Source organism: Salinisphaera sp. SWV1, from assembly GCF_052044155.1.
Classification (GTDB): Bacteria; Pseudomonadota; Gammaproteobacteria; order Nevskiales; family Salinisphaeraceae; genus Salinisphaera.
On record NZ_JBQDYE010000005.1, the window covers coordinates 29,462 to 50,491 of the forward strand.

The following is a 21,030-nucleotide window of genomic DNA, read 5'->3' on the forward strand; positions in this document are numbered from 1 at the left end:
GTTCCCCGCGTTGGTATACTGGAACAGTAATTTTTATTACCGTGATCGGGGTCACCGGGATGGCGCTCGTGCCCCGGGCGCTGGCCGACGATGTGGACGTCAAGATCAAGGGGATCGGCGATCCGCTTGAGAGCAATGTGCGCAAGTCGCTGTCGGTGGCCGGCAAGCACAAACAGCCCTGGTCGCCCGATCAGATTAAACGCCTGTATCGACTGGCACCGAAAGAGATCAAGCAGGCACTCCAGCCGTACGGGTATTTCAATCCCCGGATCAGCGAGCGGCTGAAGCAGCCCGGCGGTGATTCCAAGACCTGGAAGGCGAAATTCGAGATCAAGCACGGGCCGGCGACCCGGATCACCAAGCTGAATATCGACGTGCGGGGGCCCGGTCGTGGATTGGATGCGGTCAAAAAGGCCCTGCATTCGACCCAGCTGGCCCAAGGCAAGCGTCTGGTCGAATCCCAGTACTCGGACACCAAGAGCGCGCTCTACAATGCGGCCTACAACGCCGGCTATCTGGACGCGAAGTTCAGCCAGTCGGCGATCCGGGTCAACCCGAAGAACAACACCGCCGAGATCGATCTCGTGCTCGATACCGGCGAACGGTATTACTTCGGCCCGGTCACCTTCGACCAGCACTTGCTCAACGACAAGTTTCTGCATCGCTATGTGCCTTTCAAACCGGGCCAGCCCTACGACGCCGAGCAGTTGATCAACCTGCAACTGGCGCTTTCGAATACCGACTACTTCAGCCAGATCGAGATCCAGGCCCCGCGGGACCAGGCCACGCGTACGCCGGCGCTGCATCGTTGGTTCTATGATCTGATCTACCCGCCACGGCATCCGCCGGAACCGATCGGCGAGTTGCGTGTCCCGGTGACGGTCAAGGCCAAACCGAGCAAGGGGCAAAGCTACAAGATCTCCGCTGGCTACGGCACCGATACCGGCCCGCGGCTTGGCCTCGGTGTGAAGTTCCCGCACATAAACCGGTATGGCCACCAGTTCCGGACCAACCTGCGTCTGTCGCAGGTTCAGCGCACCCTGCAGTCGGCCTACGACATCCCGATTGGTGATGTAACGACCGACAAGCTCAGCTTCACCGGCACGATCAGCAACCAGGATTTCGGCGACGTCACGTCAACGATCTACGGTGTGGGTGTCACGCGCGATACCAGTTGGTCCCTTGGCCGCAAGCGCGCTTATGTCAAGATCGAGCGCGAGAACTACAGTCTGGGGCAAGGCAACCGTCAGAGTACGCTGCTCTACCCGGGCTACAACATCACATTGAAGAAAGCTGACAATATGATGTTCACGCGCAAGGGGGTCAGCCTGTCGCTGGATGTGCATGGCGCCAGCAGTGCCCTGTTGTCGACCGCGAGTTTTGTATCAGCCGATTTCACCGGCCATGCGGTGCTGCCGATGACGGCCACCACGCGGCTTGTGCTGCGCACCGAGTTGGGTGCCATCGAGACCAACAATTTCAATAATGTGCCGCCTTCCCAGCGCTTCTTCGCCGGCGGCTCCGGTAGCGTGCGCGGCTATGCCTATCAGTCGATCAGTCCGACCAACAGTAAAAACCACGATATCGGCGGGCGCTATCTGGCCTCCGGCAGCATCGAGGGGGACTGGTTCTTCTACAAGAAATTCGGTGTGGCGGCTTTCTTTGATGCGGGCGATGTCGAGAACAGCATCAGCAACTTCTCGTTCAGGAAAGGTGTCGGTATCGGTTTCCGCTGGGGGTCGCCGGTGGGCATGGTGCGGCTTGATGTGGCCCATCCATTGAATCACTCGAGCAGCAGCGTTCGCGTCGATTTCAGCCTCGGGCCCGATCTGTGAGTGAGTCGCAAGACAGCGCCGAACAGACGCGCCAACCGGAACCGAACAGGCCGCGCCGCCGGCGTTCGCGTGTCTGGCGCGTGCTCAAGTGGGCGCTGCTGGTGCTGCTCGTCCTGGTTCTGGTTCTGGCGGGCCTGGTCTGCTGGGTCGGCGGTACGCGCAGCGGCACCGAATTCGCCTGGCATCAGGCCGAACGGTTCATGCCTGCCGATATCCATATCGCCTCGGTCAAGGGCCGGCTGATCGGGCCGCTGCACATCAAGGGCGTCGATTACGATACCGATGCCATGAAAGTGCATATCGGCTCGATCGATTTCGATATGGACTTCTCGGCCATCTGGCACCGGACCGTCCATATCAAGCATCTGGACGTGCATAACGTCGATTACACCGTCACCAAGGCGACGCCGAAACAATCCAGGCAAACGAGCCAGCCGTTCTCCATGCCGAAGCGGATCCATCTGCCCGTCACGGTGATCGTGGATCGGGTGGCGGTGACCCACGTCACGGCCATCACCGCGCCCAAGGCCAAACCGGTGAAGGTCGATCGCCTGCAATTAACCGGTGCTCGCCTTGCCAGGGCCCAGTGGCGCATCAAGTCCTTGACCGGGCATGGCCCGATGTTCGACCTCGACGCGCATGCTGCGGTTACGCCCAACAGCGGCTACAACACCAAGCTGCACGCCAGGGTGGATGTGCGCCTGCCCCACTATGCGCCGCTGTCGGCCACCGCCGAAATCACCGGCAAACTCGATGACCTGAAGCTGGCCGCCAACGTCGCCGCGCCTTACAACCTCAAGCTCAACGGCCACGTCACTGACGCCCTGTCCAGACCGACCATCGACGCCGAGCTCCAGGCTCATGGCGTGAAGACCCAAGCGATCAGCAAGACACTGCCACAGATCGCCGCCGACGCCGACATCAAGGCCAAGGGCCCGGTCGACGATCTCGGGGTGCAGCTGTCGGGCCACGTCGACAGCGCCGACTATGGCAAGGCAACGCTGGACGGCGGCCTGCACTACACGCCCAAGGCTGTCGACATCCACGGTCTCAAGATCGGCGTGCCGGCCACCCACGGCCAGCTCACGGCCAACGGGACGATCGCCATGGCCAGCGGCAACAAGATGGATCTGACCGTGAACTGGTCGAATCTGGCCTGGCCGTTGTCAGCCAAGCCAGCGTACAAGTCCGGCCACGGGAAGGTCCGGCTGACCGGCAGTCTCGACCACTACGACCTGAATACCAACCTGGTCTGGCAGGTGATCGGGCAGACCCGGGGCAAGCTTGCCGCCCAGGGTTCCGGCAGCATGAAAGCGTTCGATTTGAAGTCGCTGGATATTTCTGGTGGGCCCGGGCATATCACCGGCCACGCCCGGACGCAGTGGTCGCCCAAGCTCGACGTGAGTGCCCACTTGCAAGGCCGCCATATCAATCCGGGCGCGATCGTGGCCAACGTCCCGGGCGACTTCAATCTCAATCTCGACGTCACCGCCACCCGGGTCGGCCAGCAGATCCATGCGGATCTGAAATCGCTGACCGCTCATGGCAGCCTGCGTCACCAGCCGCTGGACCTGAAGGCCAAAGCCCGGTATCTGGGGAATCACGTCCACGTCGATATGCTGCATCTGGTCTCCGGCGCGGCCAAGGCCGACGTCAACGGCACCTTCGGCTGGACGCCCAACGCCAAGCTGGACGGGCAGTGGTCGGTTCACTCGACCGATCTGTCGACGATCATGCCGGGGCTGGCCGGCAGTCTGCAGACCGACGGGCACGTGTCCGGTCGCTTCAAGGCACCGGACATCACCGCCAAGCTCACCGCGCGCCATCTCAATGCCTACGGCGACAAGGTGGCATCCGCCGACATGAATGCCAGAGTCGATTGGTCGGGGGCGACGCAGTCCAGGCTCGATCTGGCCGTGCACGGGATCGACGCCTCCGGCCAGAAGATCCGCAAGGTCGCGCTGAATCTCGATGGCACGCCGGCCAAGCATCGTTTGTCGTTGAAGCTGGACAGCGACACGGCCAAGGCCGACCTGGCGCTGACGGGTTCACTGAACAAGAAAAGCTACCGCGAGCAGTTCACGCTGCGCCACCTGACCGCCGGTTACGGCAAGCTTGCGCCCTGGTCGCTGGCCTCGCCGGCTTCGGGGGCCGTTTCGGCCAAGGCCCAGTCGATCGACAACGCCTGCCTGACCTCGGGTAGTGCCCGCCTGTGCCTGACCGGCAGTCACGACGCCAAGCGCAGCAAGGGCCACGTCAAACTCTCCGATTTCAACTACGACTATGCCAAGCACTTCTTCCCCGCGGGTCTGAAGGTCACCGGGTCGGTCTCGGGCCAGGTCGACGCCAAGCTGCCTACGGGCGGTACGCCCCAGGTCAACGCCAATCTGCAGACCTCGGCAGGGACGGTCAGCATGGCCAACGCCCAGGCCGAGCGGGTCAAGGTGCTCGACATGCAGCCCGGCCATATCAAGGCGAAGATGGCCAACAACGGGCTGGACGCCGACATCGACCTGCCGCTGGCCGGCAGCGACGGCATTCGTGCGCAGGCCCATGTCGCCCCCGGATCCGGCAGCCTGATACAGCATCCGTTGCATGGCCAACTGCATATCGGCCTTGCATCGATGGATTTCCTCACCAAGCTTTCGTCCCAGGTGGATACCTTCGACGGCCATTTCGCCGGCGACATGCGGCTTGGCGGGACGCTCGCCAAACCGACCGTGCGCGGCCGTATGGGGCTGGATGCATCCAGGGTCGTTCTCGTTACGCCCGGGCTGACGCTGACCGACGTGAGTCTGGCGGCCCAGGGCCGGGGGAACGCCATCGACATCACCGCGGCGGCCAAGTCCGGTGGCGGCACGCTCAACGTCAATGGCAAAATGCCGCTGGCCGATCGCGGGCAGACCGTCAATCTGGCGATCAAGGGCGATCATTTCCAGATTGTCCACATCCCCGATGTGACGGCGTATGTCAGCCCGGATCTCAAGGTCGCCGTCACCCCCGCGCGCGTGAACGTCAGCGGCAGTGTGACCATTCCCCAGGCCGCGATTACGCCGAAGAACCTGCCGGCCTCGGGGGTGACCACGCCGTCGTCCGATCAGGTCATCGTCACCCACAAGGCGCCGGCCACCCAGGCCGCGGCACGCGCCATTCATGCCGACGTGAACGTTATCCTCGGCAAGAAAGTACATATCGATGGTTTTGGCCTGAAGGCCGATCTGGGGGGCAACCTACGCGTGGTCCAACAGCCCGGCAACGAGCCGACCGGTACCGGGGCGATCCAGATCACCAAGGGCTCCTACCAGGCCTACGGCCAGAATCTGGATATCCAGAAGGGCAAGATCGTGTTCGCCGGCGGCCCGGTCAGCGAGCCCGGCGTCGATATCAAGGCCGCCCGCTACCCGACCAAGGACGTGACGGTGGGCGTGCACGTGCATGGCAGCATCAAGAACCCGAAGCTCGAACTCTTCTCTGATCCATCGATGACCCAGTCGGAACAGCTGTCCTGGCTGTTGCTCGGCCGGCCACTGAACGCCACCAATGGGCAGCAGTCGAGTCTGGTCGCCCGGGCCGCGCTGGCGCTGGGCTCCTCTCGCGGCAACAAGGTATTGCAGAGCATCGGCAACAAGCTGGGGCTGGACAATGTCGGTATCGGCGCCGGCGCCGGCAAGAGCAGCAGCGAAGCCGCGTTTACGGTCGGCAAGTACCTGTCGCCGAAATTGTATATCGGCTACGGCCTCGGCCTGTTCGACCAGGTCTCCACGGTCACCATGCGTTATACCCTGTCGTCGCACTGGACACTCGAGACCTCATCGAGCAGCCAGGCCACCGGCGGCGATATCATCTGGACATTCGACCACTAAGAGCCGATCGAAACAGGCTCTTATTAATCCGGCATCAAAACAGCTGAATTCATCAGCTGTTTTCAACCCCTTCAAAAATAAAAGCCGGCGCCTGTCGGTTTTTATTTTCAAAGGCTTCGCGGCCAATGGCCGCGCCGAGCATGCGGTCGCATACTCGCGCTATTAACCCGAAGAACCATCTATTTTGTGCCGGGTTAATAGTGTTCAGTCCCGGTTTTCGCGCGACCGACGCCGCAGGTAGTAGATCAGCCAGGCAATGCCGGCCAGCACGAGTACCAGCGCGAGCAGCGCCTGCTCGACATTCTGGATATGGCTGACCGCCTGGCCGATGGCGTCGGCCAGGTAGTGCGCGATCACGGTGACCGTGGTCGACCAGATCAGCGTGCCGATGAAATCGTAGAACAGGAAACGCCATGGTGAGACGCCGAGAGAGCCAAGCACGAACGGCGTGAGCGAGCGCATCGCCCAGAGAAAGCGAAAGCCGATCATGACGACCGCGCCGTAGCGCTCCAGCAGGGCTTCGATCTGGGTCGCGCGCGCATGCCATTTCGGACGCTTGGCCAGCGCCGGTCGACCCATCTTGTGGCCGATGTGAAACCAGATATTGTCGCCCAGGAGGGTGCCGATCGTCGCGGCAAGCCAGACGCCGTGACCGGTCAGTACGCCGTTGTTCGCTGCCAGCATGCCCAATAGAATCGAGGCCTCGCCCTCGAAAAAGCAGCCGGCCGCGACCGCGAAATAGCCGTATTGCGCGATCAGGTGCCACAGCGTATGGATCATGAGTTCGTTTGCCCTGTTGCCTTATGCCAGGCGTTCGCGCAGCCAGCGGCCAATGGTCGCGACTTCGGGCAGGCAGACCTGGTGTGCCATGGGGTATTCGTGCCAATCCACCGCATAGCCGGCTTCGGCGAGCCGATCCCGGCTGTCGCGCCCCAGCGTGATGGGCACGACGGGATCTTCGCTGCCATGGGCCATGAAGATGGTCACGCCTCGATTGGCATCGTTGGCTTCGGCGGCCAGCGCGTCATGCAGCGGCAGATAAGTTGAAAGCGCCATGATACCGGCCAGTAGCGCGCCGTGGCGCAGCCCGGTATGCAGCGCCACCGCCCCGCCCTGGGAAAAGCCCGCGAGCACGATGCGGTGAGCGGGGATGCCGGCCTCGATCTCATGCGAGATCAGCGCTTCAATTGCGACCGCGCTGGCCTCGATCCCTTCGCGATCCTGCTTGTCGGCGATATCCACGCCCTTGATGTCGTACCACGCCGGCATGCGCATGCCGCCGTTCACGGTGACCGGTTTTTGCGGTGCGTTGGGAAACACGAAACGAATCGCGTGGTGCTCGCCAAGCCCCAGTTCGGGGATGATGGGCACGAAGTCATTGCCGTCGGCGCCCAGGCCGTGCAGCCAGATGACACTGGCCGTTGCCGCGGCCGGCGGCTGGATTTCAACGCAGTCGAGCATGATCATGTCCGTCGGGGGGTACCGATGGCGAAGTCTGGACAGCCCCTGAGCGACATGCAAGATCGGGAACGTGACGAAAGCAATGCGCGGCCTTCGACGCATGGGCCAGTTGCGATAGTATCGGGCGCAGTCATGTACACAACAACGACCCCGAGTCGTTTGGAGTTCCGATGAAATCACGCGCAGCGATCGCCTGGGAAGCCGGCAAGCCGCTATCGGTCGAGGAGATCGACGTCGCCGACCCGAAGGCCGGCGAAGTGCGGGTGCGCATCGTGGCCACCGGCGTTTGTCATACCGATGCCTACACGCTGTCGGGCAAGGATCCGGAAGGGTTTTTCCCGCGCATTCTGGGCCATGAGGGCGGCGGCATCGTCGAGGACGTCGGCGCTGGCGTGACCTCGGTGGCGCCGGGCGATCACGTGATCCCGCTGTACACGGCCGAATGCGGCGAGTGCAAGTTCTGCAAGTCGGGCAAGACCAACCTCTGCGGCGCGGTGCGCGAGACCCAGGGCCAGGGCGTGATGCCGGATGGCACCACCCGTTTTTCCCGGAACGGCCGGGATCTGTACCACTACATGGGTACGTCCACGTTCTCGGAATACACCGTCGTGCCCGAGGTATCGCTCGCCAGGATCAGCCCGGACGCCCCGCTGGACAAGGTCTGCCTGCTCGGCTGCGGCATCACCACCGGAATCGGCGCGGTCTACAACACGGCCAAGGTCGAGCCGGGTTCGACGGTGGCCGTGTTCGGTCTCGGCGCGATCGGGCTGTCGGTGATCCAGGGCGCCAAGATGATCGGCGCCGAGCGCATCATCGCCATCGACCTGAACCCGAGCAAGTTCGAGTTCGCCGGCCAGCTCGGCGCCACCGACTTCGTCAATCCGAAGGATTACGACGATCCGATCCAGCAGGTCATCATCGACATGACCGACGGCGGCGTGGACTACTCCTTCGAGTGCATCGGCAACACCGACGTCATGCGCGCCGCGCTCGAGTGTTGCCACAAGGGCTGGGGCGAATCGACCATCATCGGCGTGGCGGGTGCCGGCGAGACCATCGAGACGCGGCCGTTCCAGCTGGTGACCGGGCGCGTCTGGCGCGGTTCCGCCTTCGGCGGCGTGAAGGGCCGCACCGAGCTGCCGGATTATGTCGGCCGCTATATGTCGGGCGATATCAACATCGACGATTTCGTTACCCACGATCTCAAGTTCGAGCAGATCAACGAAGCCTTCGACCTGCTGCACGAAGGCAAGGCCATTCGTTCCGTGCTGCATTTCTGAACAACGCGAGCCTCCGGGAGGTCCGCATGGACGTAAAACAGATCGACGAACACAAATCCTTTGGCGGCTGGCAGCGGCGCTATACCCATGTGTCCAGGGTCTGCGGCTGTGACATGACGTTTGCGCTGTATCTGCCGCCGGCCGCCGAGCATGGGCGCGTGCCGCTGGTCTACTGGCTGTCGGGGCTGACCTGCACCGACGAGAACTTCGTCAACAAGGCCGGCGCACAGGCCGTGGCCGCCGAACTCGGCATCGCCATCGTCGCGCCCGATACCAGCCCGCGCGGCGACGACGTGGCCGACGATGATGCCTACGATCTCGGCCAGGGCGCCGGTTTTTACGTCAACGCCCGCCAATCGCCCTGGTCGCGCCATTATCGGATGTACGACTATGTCGTCACCGAGCTGCCCGACCTGCTCGCCGAGCGCTTCGGGGAGCAGCTCGATCTGTCGCGCGAGGCGATCGCCGGTCATTCCATGGGCGGCCACGGCGCGCTGGTGATCGGGCTGCGCAATCCGGATCGCTTTGCAGCCATATCCGCCTTCTCGGCGATCTGCAATCCGGTCGACGTGCCCTGGGGCGAGAAAGCCTTCTCGACCTATCTCGGCGATGACCGCAAGGCCTGGACCGCGTATGACGCCAGCCTGTTGCTGGCGCATGCCGATCACGCCGCGGCCCTGCCGCCGGTGTTGCTGGAGCAGGGGCTGGCCGATGGGTTTCTCGATGAACAACTCAAGCCCGAAGCATTGGAGGCGGCGGCCGATAAAGCCGGCGCCTCGGTGGAAGTGCGGCGCCGCGACGGCTACGACCACAGTTATTTCTTCATCGCCACCTTCATCGGCGAGCACCTGCGTTTTCTTGCACGCCACATGGGCGTCTAGGAAAGCCCTAGACTGTCAGGCTGAAACCGGAATACGAGTGTGCGCATGAAGCCCGTCATCCTGGCCCTGTTCATCGCCCCGGCGGCCGGCCTCTTGCTGGCCGGCTGCGGCCAGAAGGGCTCGCTGTATCTGCCGGGCCACAATCCGAACCCGCCCAAGCCGCTGATCAAGCCGGCGGCACCGGCTCAATCCGGGCAATCTTCCGACGGCGGGGCAAACAAGACGTCCACCGCACCGGCCGTGTCGAGCAAGCCCAACACAAACCGCAGCGAGCCGTAGATGGATCATTTCGAGTATCGAGACGGCGCGCTTTACGCCGAAAACGTGCCGGTAGCCGATATCGTGCAACGTTTCGGCACGCCCACTTATGTCTATAGCGCCGCGACCCTGTCGCGTCATTATCGCGTGTTCGACGACGCGCTCGCGGGCATCGATCACGACATCTGTTTCGCGGTGAAGGCCAACGGCAACATCGGCGTGCTGGGTGTGCTGGCGGATCTGGGCAGCGGTTTCGATATCGTGTCGGTCGGTGAATTGGAGCGCGTGATCACCGCCGGCGGCGATCCGGCGCGCGTCGTTTTCTCGGGCGTGGGCAAGCGCGTCGACGAGATCGAGCGTGCGCTGGAAGTCGGCATCGCCTGTTTCAATGTCGAATCCGAAGCCGAGTTGGCGTGTATCGATGCCGTGGCTCAGCGCATGGGGCTTGTGGCGCCGATTTCCCTGCGCGTGAACCCGGATGTGGATGCCCAGACGCATCCCTACATCTCCACCGGGCTGAAGGAAAACAAGTTCGGCATCGCCATCGACCGGGCGGAAGCGCTGTATGCCGACGCCGCCGGCCGGGCCGGCCTGGCGCCGATCGGCGTGGATTGTCATATCGGCTCGCAGCTGACCACGCTCTCGCCGTTTCGCGACGCGGTCGGTCGCGTCCTCGATCTGATCGATCGCCTGGCCGGGCGTGGTATCGAACTCTCGCATATCGATGTCGGCGGCGGGCTGGGCGTATGCTATCGCGACGAGACGCCGCCGACCCCGGCGGAATACGCCAGCGCCATCGCGGACATGCTGGGCGATCGCCCCTTGAAGCTGATTCTGGAACCGGGTCGCGTGCTGGTCGCCAACGCGGGCATCCTGGTCACGCGGGTGGAACTGCTCAAGCCCGGGCCGGCCGAGGGCGACAAGCATTTTGCCGTGGTCGACGCCGCCATGAACGATCTGATCCGGCCGGCGCTCTACGACGGTTGGCATCGCGTCGTGCCGTTGCAAATGAATAAGCACGGCGGCCAGACGCGCAGCTGGGATATCGTGGGCCCGATCTGCGAAACCGGAGATTTCCTGGCCCAGGGGCGTGAACTTCCCCTGGCGGCGGGCGATTTGCTGGCGGTGCGCACGGCCGGTGCCTACGGCTTCACCATGGCCTCGAACTACAACGCCCGCCCGCGTGCCGCCGAAGTCATGGTCGTGGACGATGCGATGCACGAAGTCCGCGCCCGCGAAACGCTGGCCGATCTCATGCGCGGCGAGCGACGGCTGCCGTTTTCCTGAGTCGTTTCTGCTTCTCTGGGCGCATCATCAGGATATTTTGTCAGCGGATTCAAGTAGATGGCGGTCGGCTGATGCGTCGTTGCAGTCTTCGTGGCGCCGCGATTTCTAGCGTTGCCGATTCCGGGTGAAACAACGCGAAACGGTTCGACTGTCGGCATTAAGCGTCCTTGGAACAACACGCCCATCGCCGATGGCGCCCCAGGCGGTTATGGCATCCAAACCATAACCGCCATCTGCGTGAATCTGCGCTGATCTGCGGATAAATTTGACGAACAAAGCCGCCGCAATAGGCCGACCACCGTCGTAGGTCTTCAGGCCGCTGCTTTCGCAATACGAACGGCGGTACTGAAAGCCGTGGCGCTCCGAAGGTCGCCACAACTCTTCCAGTCGCCCGCCATCGGTGCAATCGGTGAAATCTGTGGATAACCCTTCAGGAACGAAGCCACCCAACCGGCCCGGGCCCGGATAGCGCCACGCACTACGACGACACGCCAACCGCCCGCCATCCGCGTGAATTTGCGGACAGGTTTTTGCAAGGAACGATGCCGTGCAAATGGACCCGAAGGCGCCGCGCTCTTAAAGTGTCGGTCGCACTCTTCGTATCGTGTTCCGCACGCGCCTTGTCATGTCCGAATCCAACGCCCGTGGCCCGCTGATCCTCATCGACGGCTCGTCCTGGCTGTATCGCGCCTTTCACGTGCTCCCGCCGCTGACCAACGCCGAAGGCCAGCCGACCGGCGCGATCTATGGCATGACCAATATGCTGCGCAAGTTCCTGCGCGAATACGATTCGGATCGCATCGTCGTGGTCTTCGACCCGCGCGGGCCAACCTTCCGCAACGAGCTGTTTGCCGACTACAAGGCCAACCGGCCGCCGGTACCGCCGGATCTGGCCGACCAGTTCGAGGGCATTCGCGACGTCATTCACGCCATGGGCCTGCCGATCGTGCAGATGGACGGCGTGGAGGCCGACGACGTGATTGGCACGCTGGCGGTGCGCGAGCCGGGCCCAGTGGTGATCGTGACCGGCGACAAGGACATGGCCCAGCTCGTCAACGAGCGGGTCGTGTTGCTCGACACCATGCAGGACAAGCGCACGGACGTAGCGCGCGTACACGACAAGTTCGGCGTGGGGCCGGAGCTGATCACCGATTACCTGGCGCTGGTCGGCGATACCTCCGACAACATTCCGGGGATCGACAAGGTTGGCCCCAAGACCGCCGCCAAGTGGCTGATCAAGTACGGTAATCTCGCCGGCGTGATCGAGCATGCCGACGATATCGGCGGCAAGGTGGCCGAGAATCTGCGCGCCCGGCTCGATCAACTGCCGCTCTATCAGGATCTGGCGACGATCCGTACCGAACTGGATCTGGCCGGCATCGCCGATGAGCTGACCCGGCGTGAGCCGGATACCGAAGCCCTTGCCGCGTTGTTCCGCCGCTACGAGTTCAACAAGTTCCTGGAGGAACTGGATGCACCGGCCGAAGCAGCCAACGGTGGCGATGCGCCGGGCGCGCCGGTCGATACGCACTACCACACCGTGCTGGATAGCGAGGCGCTCGAGGCCATGATGGCCAAGCTCGAAGCCGCCGAGCTGATCTGTGTGGATACCGAGACCGACGCCCTGTCGGCGATGCAGTCGAATCTGGTCGGGCTGTCGTTCGCGGTGACGCCCGGCGAGGCCTGGTATGTGCCGGTCGGCCATAATTATCTGGGCGCGCCGGACCAGCTGCCGATGGATAGCGTGCTCGATCGCGTGCGCGGCGTGCTGGAGAATCCGGCCATCAGCAAGCTCGGCCAGCACATCAAGTACGACCTGAACGTACTCGCGCGCTACAACGTGCACCTCGCCGGCGCCAATCAGGACACCATGCTCGAATCCTATGTACTGGATTCCACCGCCACGCGCCACGACATGGATTCGCTGGCCCAGAAGTATCTGGCGCGCACGACGACCAAGTTCGAGGAGGTGGCGGGCAAGGGCGCCAAGCAGGTCGGCTTCAACCAGGTCGCCCTGGATGTGGCCACGCCGTATGCCGCCGAGGACGCCGATGTCACGTTGCAGCTGCACCAGCTGCTGCATGCGCGTCTGGGCCAGACCGGCCGCCTGCTCGAACTGTATGAAACGGTCGAGATGCCGCTCATGCCGGTGCTCGCCGGCGTCGAGTCCAACGGGGTGCTGGTCGACGACCAGTTGTTGAAGCGCGTATCCGGCGAAATGGCCGAACGCATGATCGAGATCGAGCAGCAGGCGTTTGCGGCGGCGGGCGGCGAGTTCAACCTGGGCTCGCCCGCCCAGCTCAAGGAAATTCTGTTCGACCGGCTGGAACTGCCGGTGATCCGCAAGACACCCAAGGGCGCGCCGTCGACCGCCGAAGACGTACTGCGCGAACTGGCTGACAAGCACGCGCTGCCGGCGCATATCGTGGCCTGGCGTGAATTGTCCAAGCTGCGCTCGACCTACGCCGACAAGCTGCCGACGCTGATCAACCCGGCCACCGGGCGAATCCATACCAGCTACCATCAGGCGGTGACCGCCACCGGGCGGCTGTCGTCATCCGATCCCAACCTGCAGAACATCCCCATCCGGACCGAAGCCGGACGCCGTATCCGCGAAGCCTTTATCGCTCCGCCCGGCTACAAGATCCTGGCGGTCGACTATTCCCAGATCGAACTGCGCATCATGGCGCATCTGTCGGGTGATCCCGGGCTGCTTGCAGCCTTCAACGAACAGCGCGATGTGCACGCGGCAACGGCCAGCGAAGTGTTCGATACGCCGCTTGAGCAAGTGAGCGTCAACCAACGGCGTGCGGCCAAGGCGATCAATTTCGGCCTCATGTACGGCATGTCCGCCTATGGTCTGGCCAAACAACTCGAACTGTCGCGTGAGGATGCGGGCGCCTATATCGATCGTTTTTTCGAACGTTTTGCCGGCGTGCATCGCTACATGGAACAAACGCGTGCCGCGGCCAGGGCCGATGGCTACGTCGAAACGCTGTTCGGGCGTCGTCTTTATCTGCCCGAGATCAATGCGCGCAACGGCACCCGCCGCCAGGGGGCGGAGCGGGCCGCGATCAACGCCCCGCTACAGGGCACAGCCGCCGATCTGATCAAAAAAGCGATGATCGAGGTCGATGCCTGGCGCCGAGAAACCGGCGAGGATGCGCGCATGATCATGCAGGTACACGACGAACTGGTCTTCGAGGTGCCGGCTGCCGAGGGCGAGCGGCTGGGTAAGGCCATCGCCAACCGTATGAGCGCGGTCGCCGAGCTCGATGTGCCATTAATCGCCGAAGTCGGCATTGCGGACAACTGGCAGCAGGCGCACTGAAAAGTGCCGGTGAACCGGCGGAACAATGCGGCGCGTTTTATACCGCGCTTCGCCAGCCTGCAAAAAATCGAATCGAGATTATCGAGCGATTACAGGCGCTTGGAATTTTTTTAAAAATTTTTTGGCCACGGGCTGGAACTTGCCGGGCGGGGGCAGGGTCTTATTTCCTGCAAGCACATTGTTGCTTGCCCGCTTTTCTCCCTGAGCGGTAACCCCCAATCCGGTTTCCCCCAAGAACCGGAATGCTTGCCCCGACGGTGATTCCCCCTGCCGTCGGGGCTTCTTTTTGTTCCGTATTCTCGCGTCGGTCGCTGCGATGCCCGCATCGAACGGTTTACGCGGCGAGGCTTTGAAAAAATCCGGATTTATTTTGAAACTTTCTGGCCCGTCCACAGTCTCAGTTCATGTAAGCGAAACGCTTACCCGCTTTTCTCCCTGAGCGGTAACATCCGGTTCCCCCCAAGACCGGATCCGCCCCGACGGTTTCCCCCGACCGTCGGGGCTTTTTTTTGGCGCGTCCCGGCGCGTCGAATTTTTTGCGAAGCGGACGGAACTTCTACGCAGCCTAGGCGTCTACAGTCCTGCAGGCCAAGCCGAGGCTGGACCTGCCCGCTTTTCTCCCTGAGCGGTAACATCCGGTTCCCCCCCAGGACCGGATCCGCCCCGACGGTTTCCCCCGACCGTCGGGGCATTTTTTTGAGCGTGTTCCGGCGCGCCGAAAATTTTTTGCGAAGCGGCCGGAACTTCTGCGCAGCTCCGGCGTCTATAGTCTTGCAGGCCAAGCCGAGGCTGGACCTGCCCGCTTTTCTCCCTGAGCGGTAACATCCGGTTCCCCCCCCCAAGACCGGATCCGCCCCGACGGTTTCCCCCGACCGTCGGGGCATTTTTTTGAGCGTGTTGCGGCGCGTCGAAATTATTGCGAAGCGGCCGGAACTTCTGTGCGGCCCCGGCGTCTACAGTGCGGTAGGCCAAGCATAGGCTAGACCTGCCCCGCTTTTCTCCCTGAGCGGTAACATCCGTTCCCTTCCCCGGAGGCCGGATTGATCGCCCTGGCGACGCTCCCCGCGTCGCCAGGGTTTTTTTTTATACCCTGGGCGTAACCCGTACTGCTTTTATCGCACAAGATGATCGTCGAGGTCGACGCCTGACGCGGTTTAGCCGACAAGTGGTCGTTATGGCTCGATGAACGTACTGATCGACAACGGATTTCGGTCTGCGTGGCGGCTCAGTCGGCATGCTCGCCGGGCACGTCATCGGGCACGAGCAGGGCAATCGCCTTGCGGGCTTCGTCGATGCCGATGCGTTTGCTCGAGGAGAACAACTGGGCGGTGGCACCATCGACCGCCGCACGGGTCCGACGGAGGATGTTGTGTTGATCGTTGCGTGAGAGCTTGTCGGCCTTGGTCAGCACCAGGTGGAACGCCAGACCGTAGGCCGCGCCCCATTCGATGAGTTGGCGATCGAAGTCCAGCAGCGGACGGCGCGCGTCCATGATCAGCACCACGCCGCTCAAGGTTTCGCGTTCGGCCAGATAGCCCTCGATCAGAGCCCCCCATTCAGCCTTGATCGCCGGCGGCACCCGAGCGAAGCCGTAGCCCGGCAGATCGGCGAAGCGCAGGCGCTCGTTCTCGAAGAAATTGATCGCCTGGGTCCGTCCCGGCGTCTTGCTGGTTCGCGCCAGATTGCCCTGTTCGCAGAGCGCGTTGAGCGCACTGGACTTGCCGGCGTTGGAGCGCCCGGCGAAAGCGATTTCGCAGCGATCCGCCGGTGGCAACGCCGACAATTTGGGCGCCGACAGCAAAAAACGCATGGTTCGAAAGTCGCGGGCGGTGAGTTCGGGCATCGATTCAATCAGGCTGGTAGTGTGACGGCGCACGGCCATTGTAAGTGCTGGCGTACACCGGCGTCGGCCACGCCGCGAATTCGGCCCATTGTTGGCCGTTCATCACGGGAAAAGAACCATGTTGAATCGATCGATCGCCCTGTGGGTCCTTGTCGGCCTCACCATCTGCGTGCCGGCGTCGGCACAAAGCCTGATTTCGCGCTATGTGGCCGGCGAGGATTACAAGGTCGCACATTCCGCCGGCCCGGCGAACGGTCACGGCCCGGTCCGGGTGACCGAGTTCTTTCTCTACAGTTGCCCGCACTGTTTTCACTTCGAGCCCGAGCTCAACGCCTGGCGCAAGCAGCATCCGACGATCGATTTCAGCCGCGTGCCGGTATTGTTCGGCCCCGGATCGCAGCCGTATGCGCGGCTTTACTACACCGAGGTGAAGCTCGGCGTGGTCGGTCGGTTGCACGACCCGATCTTTAACGCGATTCACGAAGACGGCGAGCCGCTGTCGAGCGAGGGCCAGATGCGCCGGTTCATGGTGGCGCATGGTGTCGACGGGCAACGCTTCGACAAGATCTACCACAGCGCGGCGGTCGACCGGAAGGTGCAGGCCATTACGGCCCGCATGCAGCGTTATCCGGTGATGGCGGTGCCGAGCATCAGCGTCGCCGGGCGCTACTGGACGAGCGGGCGCCTGGCCGGGAGCAATCAGCGCATGCTCAAGGTGGTGGATTATCTGATCGCCCGCTCGCGCCATGCGGGTGCCAACGCCAGCGGTTGACTCGTTTGCCGCGCCTCGCATGGCGCATTGCCCGGCCGCGTTTGTATCATAGCGGCGCATCGCCGGACGGTCGCGCCCGCGACTGCTCGACTCGTTCAGACGCTCGAACCGTATCCAAGGGGGCCTCATGCTCATTCCCGTACTACTGGCCGGCGGCACCGGCACGCGATTGTGGCCGGCTTCGCGCCAGAGCCGGCCCAAGCAGTTCCTGCCGCTGGCCGGCGGCGAGACCAGTCTTCTGTCGGCCACGATCGAGCGCCTGCGCACGCTGGACGATCTCGGCGATGCCCTGGCCATCGGCAGCGAAGCGCATCGTTTCGTGATCGCCGAACAGATGCACGCCGCCGGACATCACGGCCGCATCATCCTGGAGCCGGCACCGCGCAACACCGCGGCGGCGGTGGCGGCCGCCGCCTTCGAAGCCCGCGCACGGCATGGCGAGGATGTCGAACTGCTGGTGCTGCCCACCGATCATGCGGTAGCCGATCAGGCCGCGTTTGTCGCCACCATCGAGCGCGCCCGCGCGGCCACCGGGGCCGGGCGTCTGGCGTTGTTCGGGGTCGCGCCGGATCGCCCGGAAACCGGCTATGGCTATATTCGCGCGGGGGCACGGGTTTCCGATGGCGTGCGCGTGGTCGATGCGTTTGTGGAAAAGCCGGATGTGGCAACCGCCGGGCGGTTTCTCGCCGCGGGCGATCATTACTGGAACAGCGGCATGTTCATGTTCCGGGCGAGCGATTATCTGGAACTGCTCGCCGAACATGCGCGCGATATTTTCGACGGGGTCGCGGCGGCCTATGAGAAGGCGACCACGGATATCGATTTCCTGCGCCTGGACAAGGCCAGCTTCGAAGCCGTGCGCGCCGATTCGATCGACTACGCGGTGATGGAAAAGACCGATCGCGCGGTGATGGCCGAACTGGATGCCGCCTGGTCGGATCTGGGCAGCTGGACCACGGTCGCCCGCGCCGTCGGGCTGGATGCGCGTGGCAACAGCGCGACCGGCGACGTCTGGCTCGAGGACAGCGACGACTGCGTGGTGCGCAGCGAAGGCCGGCTGGTAGCCGCGCTCGGCACGCGCGACCAGATCATCATCGAAACCGCCGACGCTGTACTGGTTGCCGATCGCTCACGCGAGCAGGACATCAAGGCCCTGGTGGCCAAGCTGGCTGCCGCCGGCCGCAGCGAGGCCACCGCGCATCGCAAGTCATATCGGCCGTGGGGGTCCTACCAGCAGATCGCGGCCGGGCCCCGTTTCCAGGTCAAGCATATCCGCGTGACGCCGGGCGGACGCCTGTCGCTGCAGTCCCATCATCACCGCGCCGAGCACTGGATCGTGGTGCGTGGCACCGCCAGGGTCACCTGCGACGAGCGCGAGATGCTGCTCACGGAAAACCAGTCGACCTATATCCCGCTGGGCGCCGTTCATCGACTGGAAAACCCGGGCAAGGTAGAACTGGACCTGATCGAAGTACAATCGGGGAGCTATCTGGGCGAGGACGACATCGTGCGTTACGACGATGTGTACGGGCGGCCCGAGCTGGAAGAACACGATACCGGCGCGGCTCCGGGCACAGGGGCCTGAACCGTCCCGACACTGAAGGAGCATCACCGATGGGCCAGTATTATCCGTTTTTCAAGGCGTACGACGTCCGGGCGCGGGTGCCCGATGAACTCGACGCTGCCATGGCGCGCCGCATCGGCCTGGCGTTCGTCGCCGAACTGGACGCGAAGACGGTGGTGGTGGGCCGCGACATGCGTCTGTCCAGCCCCGAACTGGCCGATGCCCTGATCGACGGCCTGACCGCGGCCGGCGCCAATGTGCTCGATATCGGGCTGTGCGGCACCGAGGAAGTCTATTACGGCGTGTTCTCGCAGGGCGCGGACGGCGGTGTCATGGTCACTGCCAGCCACAACCCGAAGGATTACAACGGCCTGAAGTTCGTGCGCGAACAGGCCAAGCCGATCTCGGCGGACACGGGCCTGGCCGACATCGAGCGCCGCGTGCACGACGACGATGTCACGCCGGCCGCCACACCCGGCGAGCGGCGCACGCTGGATCAGCGCGACGATTATGTTGCCTTCCTGCTGGCCCAGATCAAGCCCGAGAATTTCAAGCCGCTCAAGATCGTGGTCAACCCGGGCAACGGCTGTGCCGGTCTCGTGGTGGAAAAACTTGCCGACAAACTACCGTTCGAGTTCGTGCGCATGCAGTTCGAGCCCGACGGCGAACTGCCCAACGGCGTGCCCAACCCGCTGTTGGTCGAAAACCGCGAGGCGACCTCCCGGGTGGTCCGCGAAGCGGGTGCGGATTTCGGCGTGGCCTGGGACGGCGACTTCGATCGCTGTTTTTTCTTCGATGAGAACGGCGAGTTCATCGAGGGCTACTACGTGGTGGGCCTGATCGCCAAGATGCTGCTCAAGATGAATCCGGGCGAGGCCATTGTTCACGACCCGCGCCTGATCTGGAACACGCTCGCCCAGGTCGAGGAAGCGGGCGGACGCGCGGTCGAATCCAAATCCGGGCATTCGTTCATGAAGCAGGTCATGCGCGAGAACGATGCGCTGTACGGCGGTGAGATGAGCGCGCACCATTATTTCCGCGAGTTCTCCTATGCCGACAACGGTCACCTGCCGTGGCTGGTGATCGCGCAACTGGTCTCGGAGACCGGCAAGGGCCTATCGACCCTGGTCGAAGAACGCATTGCCGCGTTCCCGGCCTCCGGCGAGATCAATCGCAAGGTCGAGGACGCCGACGCGGTGATGGCCGCGATGGAAGCCCATTACGCCGATTCGGCCCAGAGCGTGGAACACGTCGACGGCCTGTCGATGGATTTCGGCGACTGGCGCTTCAACCTGCGCAAGTCGAACACCGAGCCGGTGATCCGGCTCAATGTCGAAACCCGCGGCGACAAGCCGCTGTTGCGGGACAAGACCGACGAACTGCTCGCGCGCGTCGGCGGCACGGCGTGACCGGGGTCGACCATGCGTAATCGACGCGGACTGGGGCTGGCCGTTACTGGCGGGCAGCTGGCATTGCTGGATCAATCGCAACTGCCGCACGAAGAGCGTTGGCTCGCCATCGACACGGTCGCGGCCATGGTCGAGGCGATCCAGGCGTTACGGGTGCGCGGCGCGCCGCTGATCGCGATCGCCGCGGCCCTGATGGTGGCGGTACGCGCCGAGGCCGGCGATGATCGCGACACCTTGCTCGAAGCGATCGAAATCCTGGGCTCGGCCCGGCCCACCGCGGTCAATCTGTCCAATGCCATGACCGAGCTGCGCCGGGCCATGACCGGCTCGGACTGGCGCGCGGCGCTGGTGGCGACCGCCGACGATCTGGCCGACGGCGATGTGGCCTTGTGCAACGCCATGGGCGAAAACGGCGCGGCGTTGATCGCGCCCGGCGAACGCATTCTGACCCACTGCAATACCGGGGGGCTGGCCACCATCGGCATCGGCACGGCGCTGGGTGTGCTCCGCCGTGCCCACGAACAGGGCAAGGCGATCGCGGTATGGGTGGATGAGACGCGCCCCCTGCTCCAGGGCGGCCGCCTGACGGCGTGGGAGCTGGGCGCGCTGGGCGTGCCCTATACGTTGATCACCGACAACATGGCCGCGGCCCTCATGGCGCGCGGCCAGGTCGATCGCGTCATCGTCGGCGCCGATCGCATCGCGGCCAATGGCGATGTCGCCAACAAGATCGGTACCTATGGCCTGGCCGTGGCCGCGCACCATCATGGCATTCCGTTTGCCGTGGCCGCGCCCTACACCACCCTCGATCCGGCCTGCGCCTCGGGCGGGGATATCGAGATCGAGCAGCGGGCGGCCGCCGAGGTGCGCGGCGTGGCCGGGCCGGCCGGCGATCTGTGCTGGGCGCCGGTCGAGGCGCCCGTGGCCAATCCGGCCTTCGACGTTACCCCGGCGGCGCTGATCACACACTGGATTCTGGATGCGGGTGTGTTCGCTCGCGAGCAGGTCTCAGACGGCGCGCTGGCGGCTGGCGGGGCGGCTTTCGGCGGATCGCGGGCTTATTAACCCGGCACAAAAATAGATGATTCTTCGGCTTACTAGCGCGCGTATGCGACCGCATGCTCGCCGCGGCCATTGGCCGCGAAGCCTTTGAAAATAAAAGACGGACAGGCGCCGGCTTTTATTTTTGAAGGCGTTGAAAACAGCGGATGAAGTCGGCTGTTTTGATGCCGGATTAATAGCCGGC

Annotated in this window: 15 protein-coding genes; 11 read left to right on the forward strand and 4 right to left on the reverse strand. The window is 63.7% G+C overall.

The annotated features are described in order from the left end of the window. Positions 1 to 41 precede the first annotated feature (41 nt). Positions 42 to 1,835 carry an autotransporter assembly complex protein TamA gene (locus tag ACS8YF_RS03570; protein WP_440848847.1) on the forward strand — a complete coding sequence of 598 codons (1,794 nt, stop codon included), beginning with the start codon at positions 42 to 44 and terminating at the stop codon, positions 1,833 to 1,835. Further along, a complete protein-coding gene (locus ACS8YF_RS03575; RefSeq protein WP_440848848.1) occupies positions 1,832 to 5,698 on the forward strand; it encodes a translocation/assembly module TamB domain-containing protein in 3,867 nt (1,288 codons plus the stop codon). The genes ACS8YF_RS03570 and ACS8YF_RS03575 overlap by 4 nt, the downstream gene beginning before the upstream one ends. A 204-nt stretch (positions 5,699 to 5,902) precedes the next feature. Here the strand turns inward: ACS8YF_RS03575 and ACS8YF_RS03580 are convergent, their stop codons facing one another. Further along, complete coding sequence (locus tag ACS8YF_RS03580; protein WP_440848849.1) at positions 5,903 to 6,478, reverse strand: DedA family protein; 576 nt, start codon at positions 6,476 to 6,478, stop codon at positions 5,903 to 5,905. A gap of 21 nt (positions 6,479 to 6,499) precedes the next feature. Next, complete coding sequence (locus tag ACS8YF_RS03585; RefSeq protein WP_440848850.1) at positions 6,500 to 7,159, reverse strand: alpha/beta hydrolase; 660 nt, start codon at positions 7,157 to 7,159, stop codon at positions 6,500 to 6,502. 170 nt (positions 7,160 to 7,329) lie between these two features. Here ACS8YF_RS03585 and ACS8YF_RS03590 point away from each other — a divergent pair, with 170 nt between their 5' ends. From ACS8YF_RS03590 to polA, 5 genes are all read left to right on the forward strand, one after another. Then, positions 7,330 to 8,439 carry an S-(hydroxymethyl)glutathione dehydrogenase/class III alcohol dehydrogenase gene (locus ACS8YF_RS03590; protein WP_440848851.1) on the forward strand — a complete coding sequence of 370 codons (1,110 nt, stop codon included), beginning with the start codon at positions 7,330 to 7,332 and terminating at the stop codon, positions 8,437 to 8,439. A 26-nt stretch (positions 8,440 to 8,465) separates the two neighbouring features. Beyond that, positions 8,466 to 9,320, forward strand: coding sequence for an S-formylglutathione hydrolase (gene fghA, locus ACS8YF_RS03595; RefSeq protein ID WP_440848852.1), 855 nt, complete (start codon positions 8,466 to 8,468; stop codon positions 9,318 to 9,320). 45 nt (positions 9,321 to 9,365) lie between these two features. Continuing rightward, the gene (lptM, locus tag ACS8YF_RS03600; protein ID WP_440848853.1) at positions 9,366 to 9,599 is read left to right on the forward strand and encodes an LPS translocon maturation chaperone LptM; all 234 of its coding nucleotides are present in this window, start codon (positions 9,366 to 9,368) and stop codon (positions 9,597 to 9,599) included. Next, positions 9,600 to 10,865, forward strand: coding sequence for a diaminopimelate decarboxylase (gene lysA, locus ACS8YF_RS03605; protein WP_440848854.1), 1,266 nt, complete (start codon positions 9,600 to 9,602; stop codon positions 10,863 to 10,865). Between the two features lie 625 nt (positions 10,866 to 11,490). Beyond that, entirely contained in the window at positions 11,491 to 14,196 is a 2,706-nt protein-coding gene (gene polA / locus ACS8YF_RS03610; RefSeq protein ID WP_440848855.1) for a DNA polymerase I, read from the forward strand. Positions 14,197 to 14,274: 78 nt separating this feature from the next. Here the strand turns inward: polA and ACS8YF_RS03615 are convergent, their stop codons facing one another. Together ACS8YF_RS03615 and yihA are read right to left on the reverse strand one after the other, a co-directional pair. Beyond that, positions 14,275 to 14,589 (reverse strand): hypothetical protein, encoded by a 315-nt coding sequence (locus ACS8YF_RS03615; RefSeq protein WP_440848856.1) that lies wholly within the window; start codon positions 14,587 to 14,589, stop codon positions 14,275 to 14,277. Positions 14,590 to 15,421: 832 nt separating this feature from the next. Continuing rightward, entirely contained in the window at positions 15,422 to 16,039 is a 618-nt protein-coding gene (gene yihA / locus ACS8YF_RS03620) for a ribosome biogenesis GTP-binding protein YihA/YsxC (protein WP_440848857.1), read from the reverse strand. Between the two features lie 118 nt (positions 16,040 to 16,157). Here yihA and ACS8YF_RS03625 point away from each other — a divergent pair, with 118 nt between their 5' ends. The 4 genes from ACS8YF_RS03625 (at position 16,158) to mtnA (ending at position 20,849) form a co-directional block, all read left to right on the forward strand. After that, positions 16,158 to 16,811 (forward strand): thiol:disulfide interchange protein DsbA/DsbL, encoded by a 654-nt coding sequence (locus ACS8YF_RS03625; protein ID WP_440848858.1) that lies wholly within the window; start codon positions 16,158 to 16,160, stop codon positions 16,809 to 16,811. Between the two features lie 127 nt (positions 16,812 to 16,938). Further along, positions 16,939 to 18,396 carry a mannose-1-phosphate guanylyltransferase/mannose-6-phosphate isomerase gene (locus ACS8YF_RS03630; protein WP_440848859.1) on the forward strand — a complete coding sequence of 486 codons (1,458 nt, stop codon included), beginning with the start codon at positions 16,939 to 16,941 and terminating at the stop codon, positions 18,394 to 18,396. 29 nt (positions 18,397 to 18,425) lie between these two features. After that, positions 18,426 to 19,784: a phosphomannomutase gene (locus ACS8YF_RS03635; RefSeq protein ID WP_440848860.1), complete on the forward strand. Its 1,359-nt coding sequence runs from the start codon at positions 18,426 to 18,428 to the stop codon at positions 19,782 to 19,784. 12 nt (positions 19,785 to 19,796) lie between these two features. Then, complete coding sequence (gene mtnA, locus ACS8YF_RS03640) at positions 19,797 to 20,849, forward strand: S-methyl-5-thioribose-1-phosphate isomerase (protein WP_440848861.1); 1,053 nt, start codon at positions 19,797 to 19,799, stop codon at positions 20,847 to 20,849. The last annotated feature ends 181 nt before the right edge of the window (positions 20,850 to 21,030 follow it).

Bases quoted from the DNA above. Each gene is read 5' to 3' on its own strand.
- ACS8YF_RS03630 (WP_440848859.1), top strand. From the start codon at position 16,939: ATGCTCATTCCCGTACTACTGGCCGGCGGCACCGGCACGCGATTGTGG.
- lysA (WP_440848854.1), top strand. From the start codon at position 9,600: ATGGATCATTTCGAGTATCGAGACGGCGCGCTTTACGCCGAAAACGTG.
- ACS8YF_RS03590 (WP_440848851.1), top strand. From the start codon at position 7,330: ATGAAATCACGCGCAGCGATCGCCTGGGAAGCCGGCAAGCCGCTATCG.
- lptM (WP_440848853.1), top strand. From the start codon at position 9,366: ATGAAGCCCGTCATCCTGGCCCTGTTCATCGCCCCGGCGGCCGGCCTC.
- fghA (WP_440848852.1), top strand. From the start codon at position 8,466: ATGGACGTAAAACAGATCGACGAACACAAATCCTTTGGCGGCTGGCAG.
- ACS8YF_RS03580 (WP_440848849.1), bottom strand. From the start codon at position 6,478: ATGATCCATACGCTGTGGCACCTGATCGCGCAATACGGCTATTTCGCG.
- ACS8YF_RS03625 (WP_440848858.1), top strand. From the start codon at position 16,158: ATGTTGAATCGATCGATCGCCCTGTGGGTCCTTGTCGGCCTCACCATC.
- ACS8YF_RS03635 (WP_440848860.1), top strand. From the start codon at position 18,426: ATGGGCCAGTATTATCCGTTTTTCAAGGCGTACGACGTCCGGGCGCGG.
- ACS8YF_RS03585 (WP_440848850.1), bottom strand. From the start codon at position 7,159: ATGCTCGACTGCGTTGAAATCCAGCCGCCGGCCGCGGCAACGGCCAGT.
- polA (WP_440848855.1), top strand. From the start codon at position 11,491: ATGTCCGAATCCAACGCCCGTGGCCCGCTGATCCTCATCGACGGCTCG.
- yihA (WP_440848857.1), bottom strand. From the start codon at position 16,039: ATGCCCGAACTCACCGCCCGCGACTTTCGAACCATGCGTTTTTTGCTG.
- mtnA (WP_440848861.1), top strand. From the start codon at position 19,797: ATGCGTAATCGACGCGGACTGGGGCTGGCCGTTACTGGCGGGCAGCTG.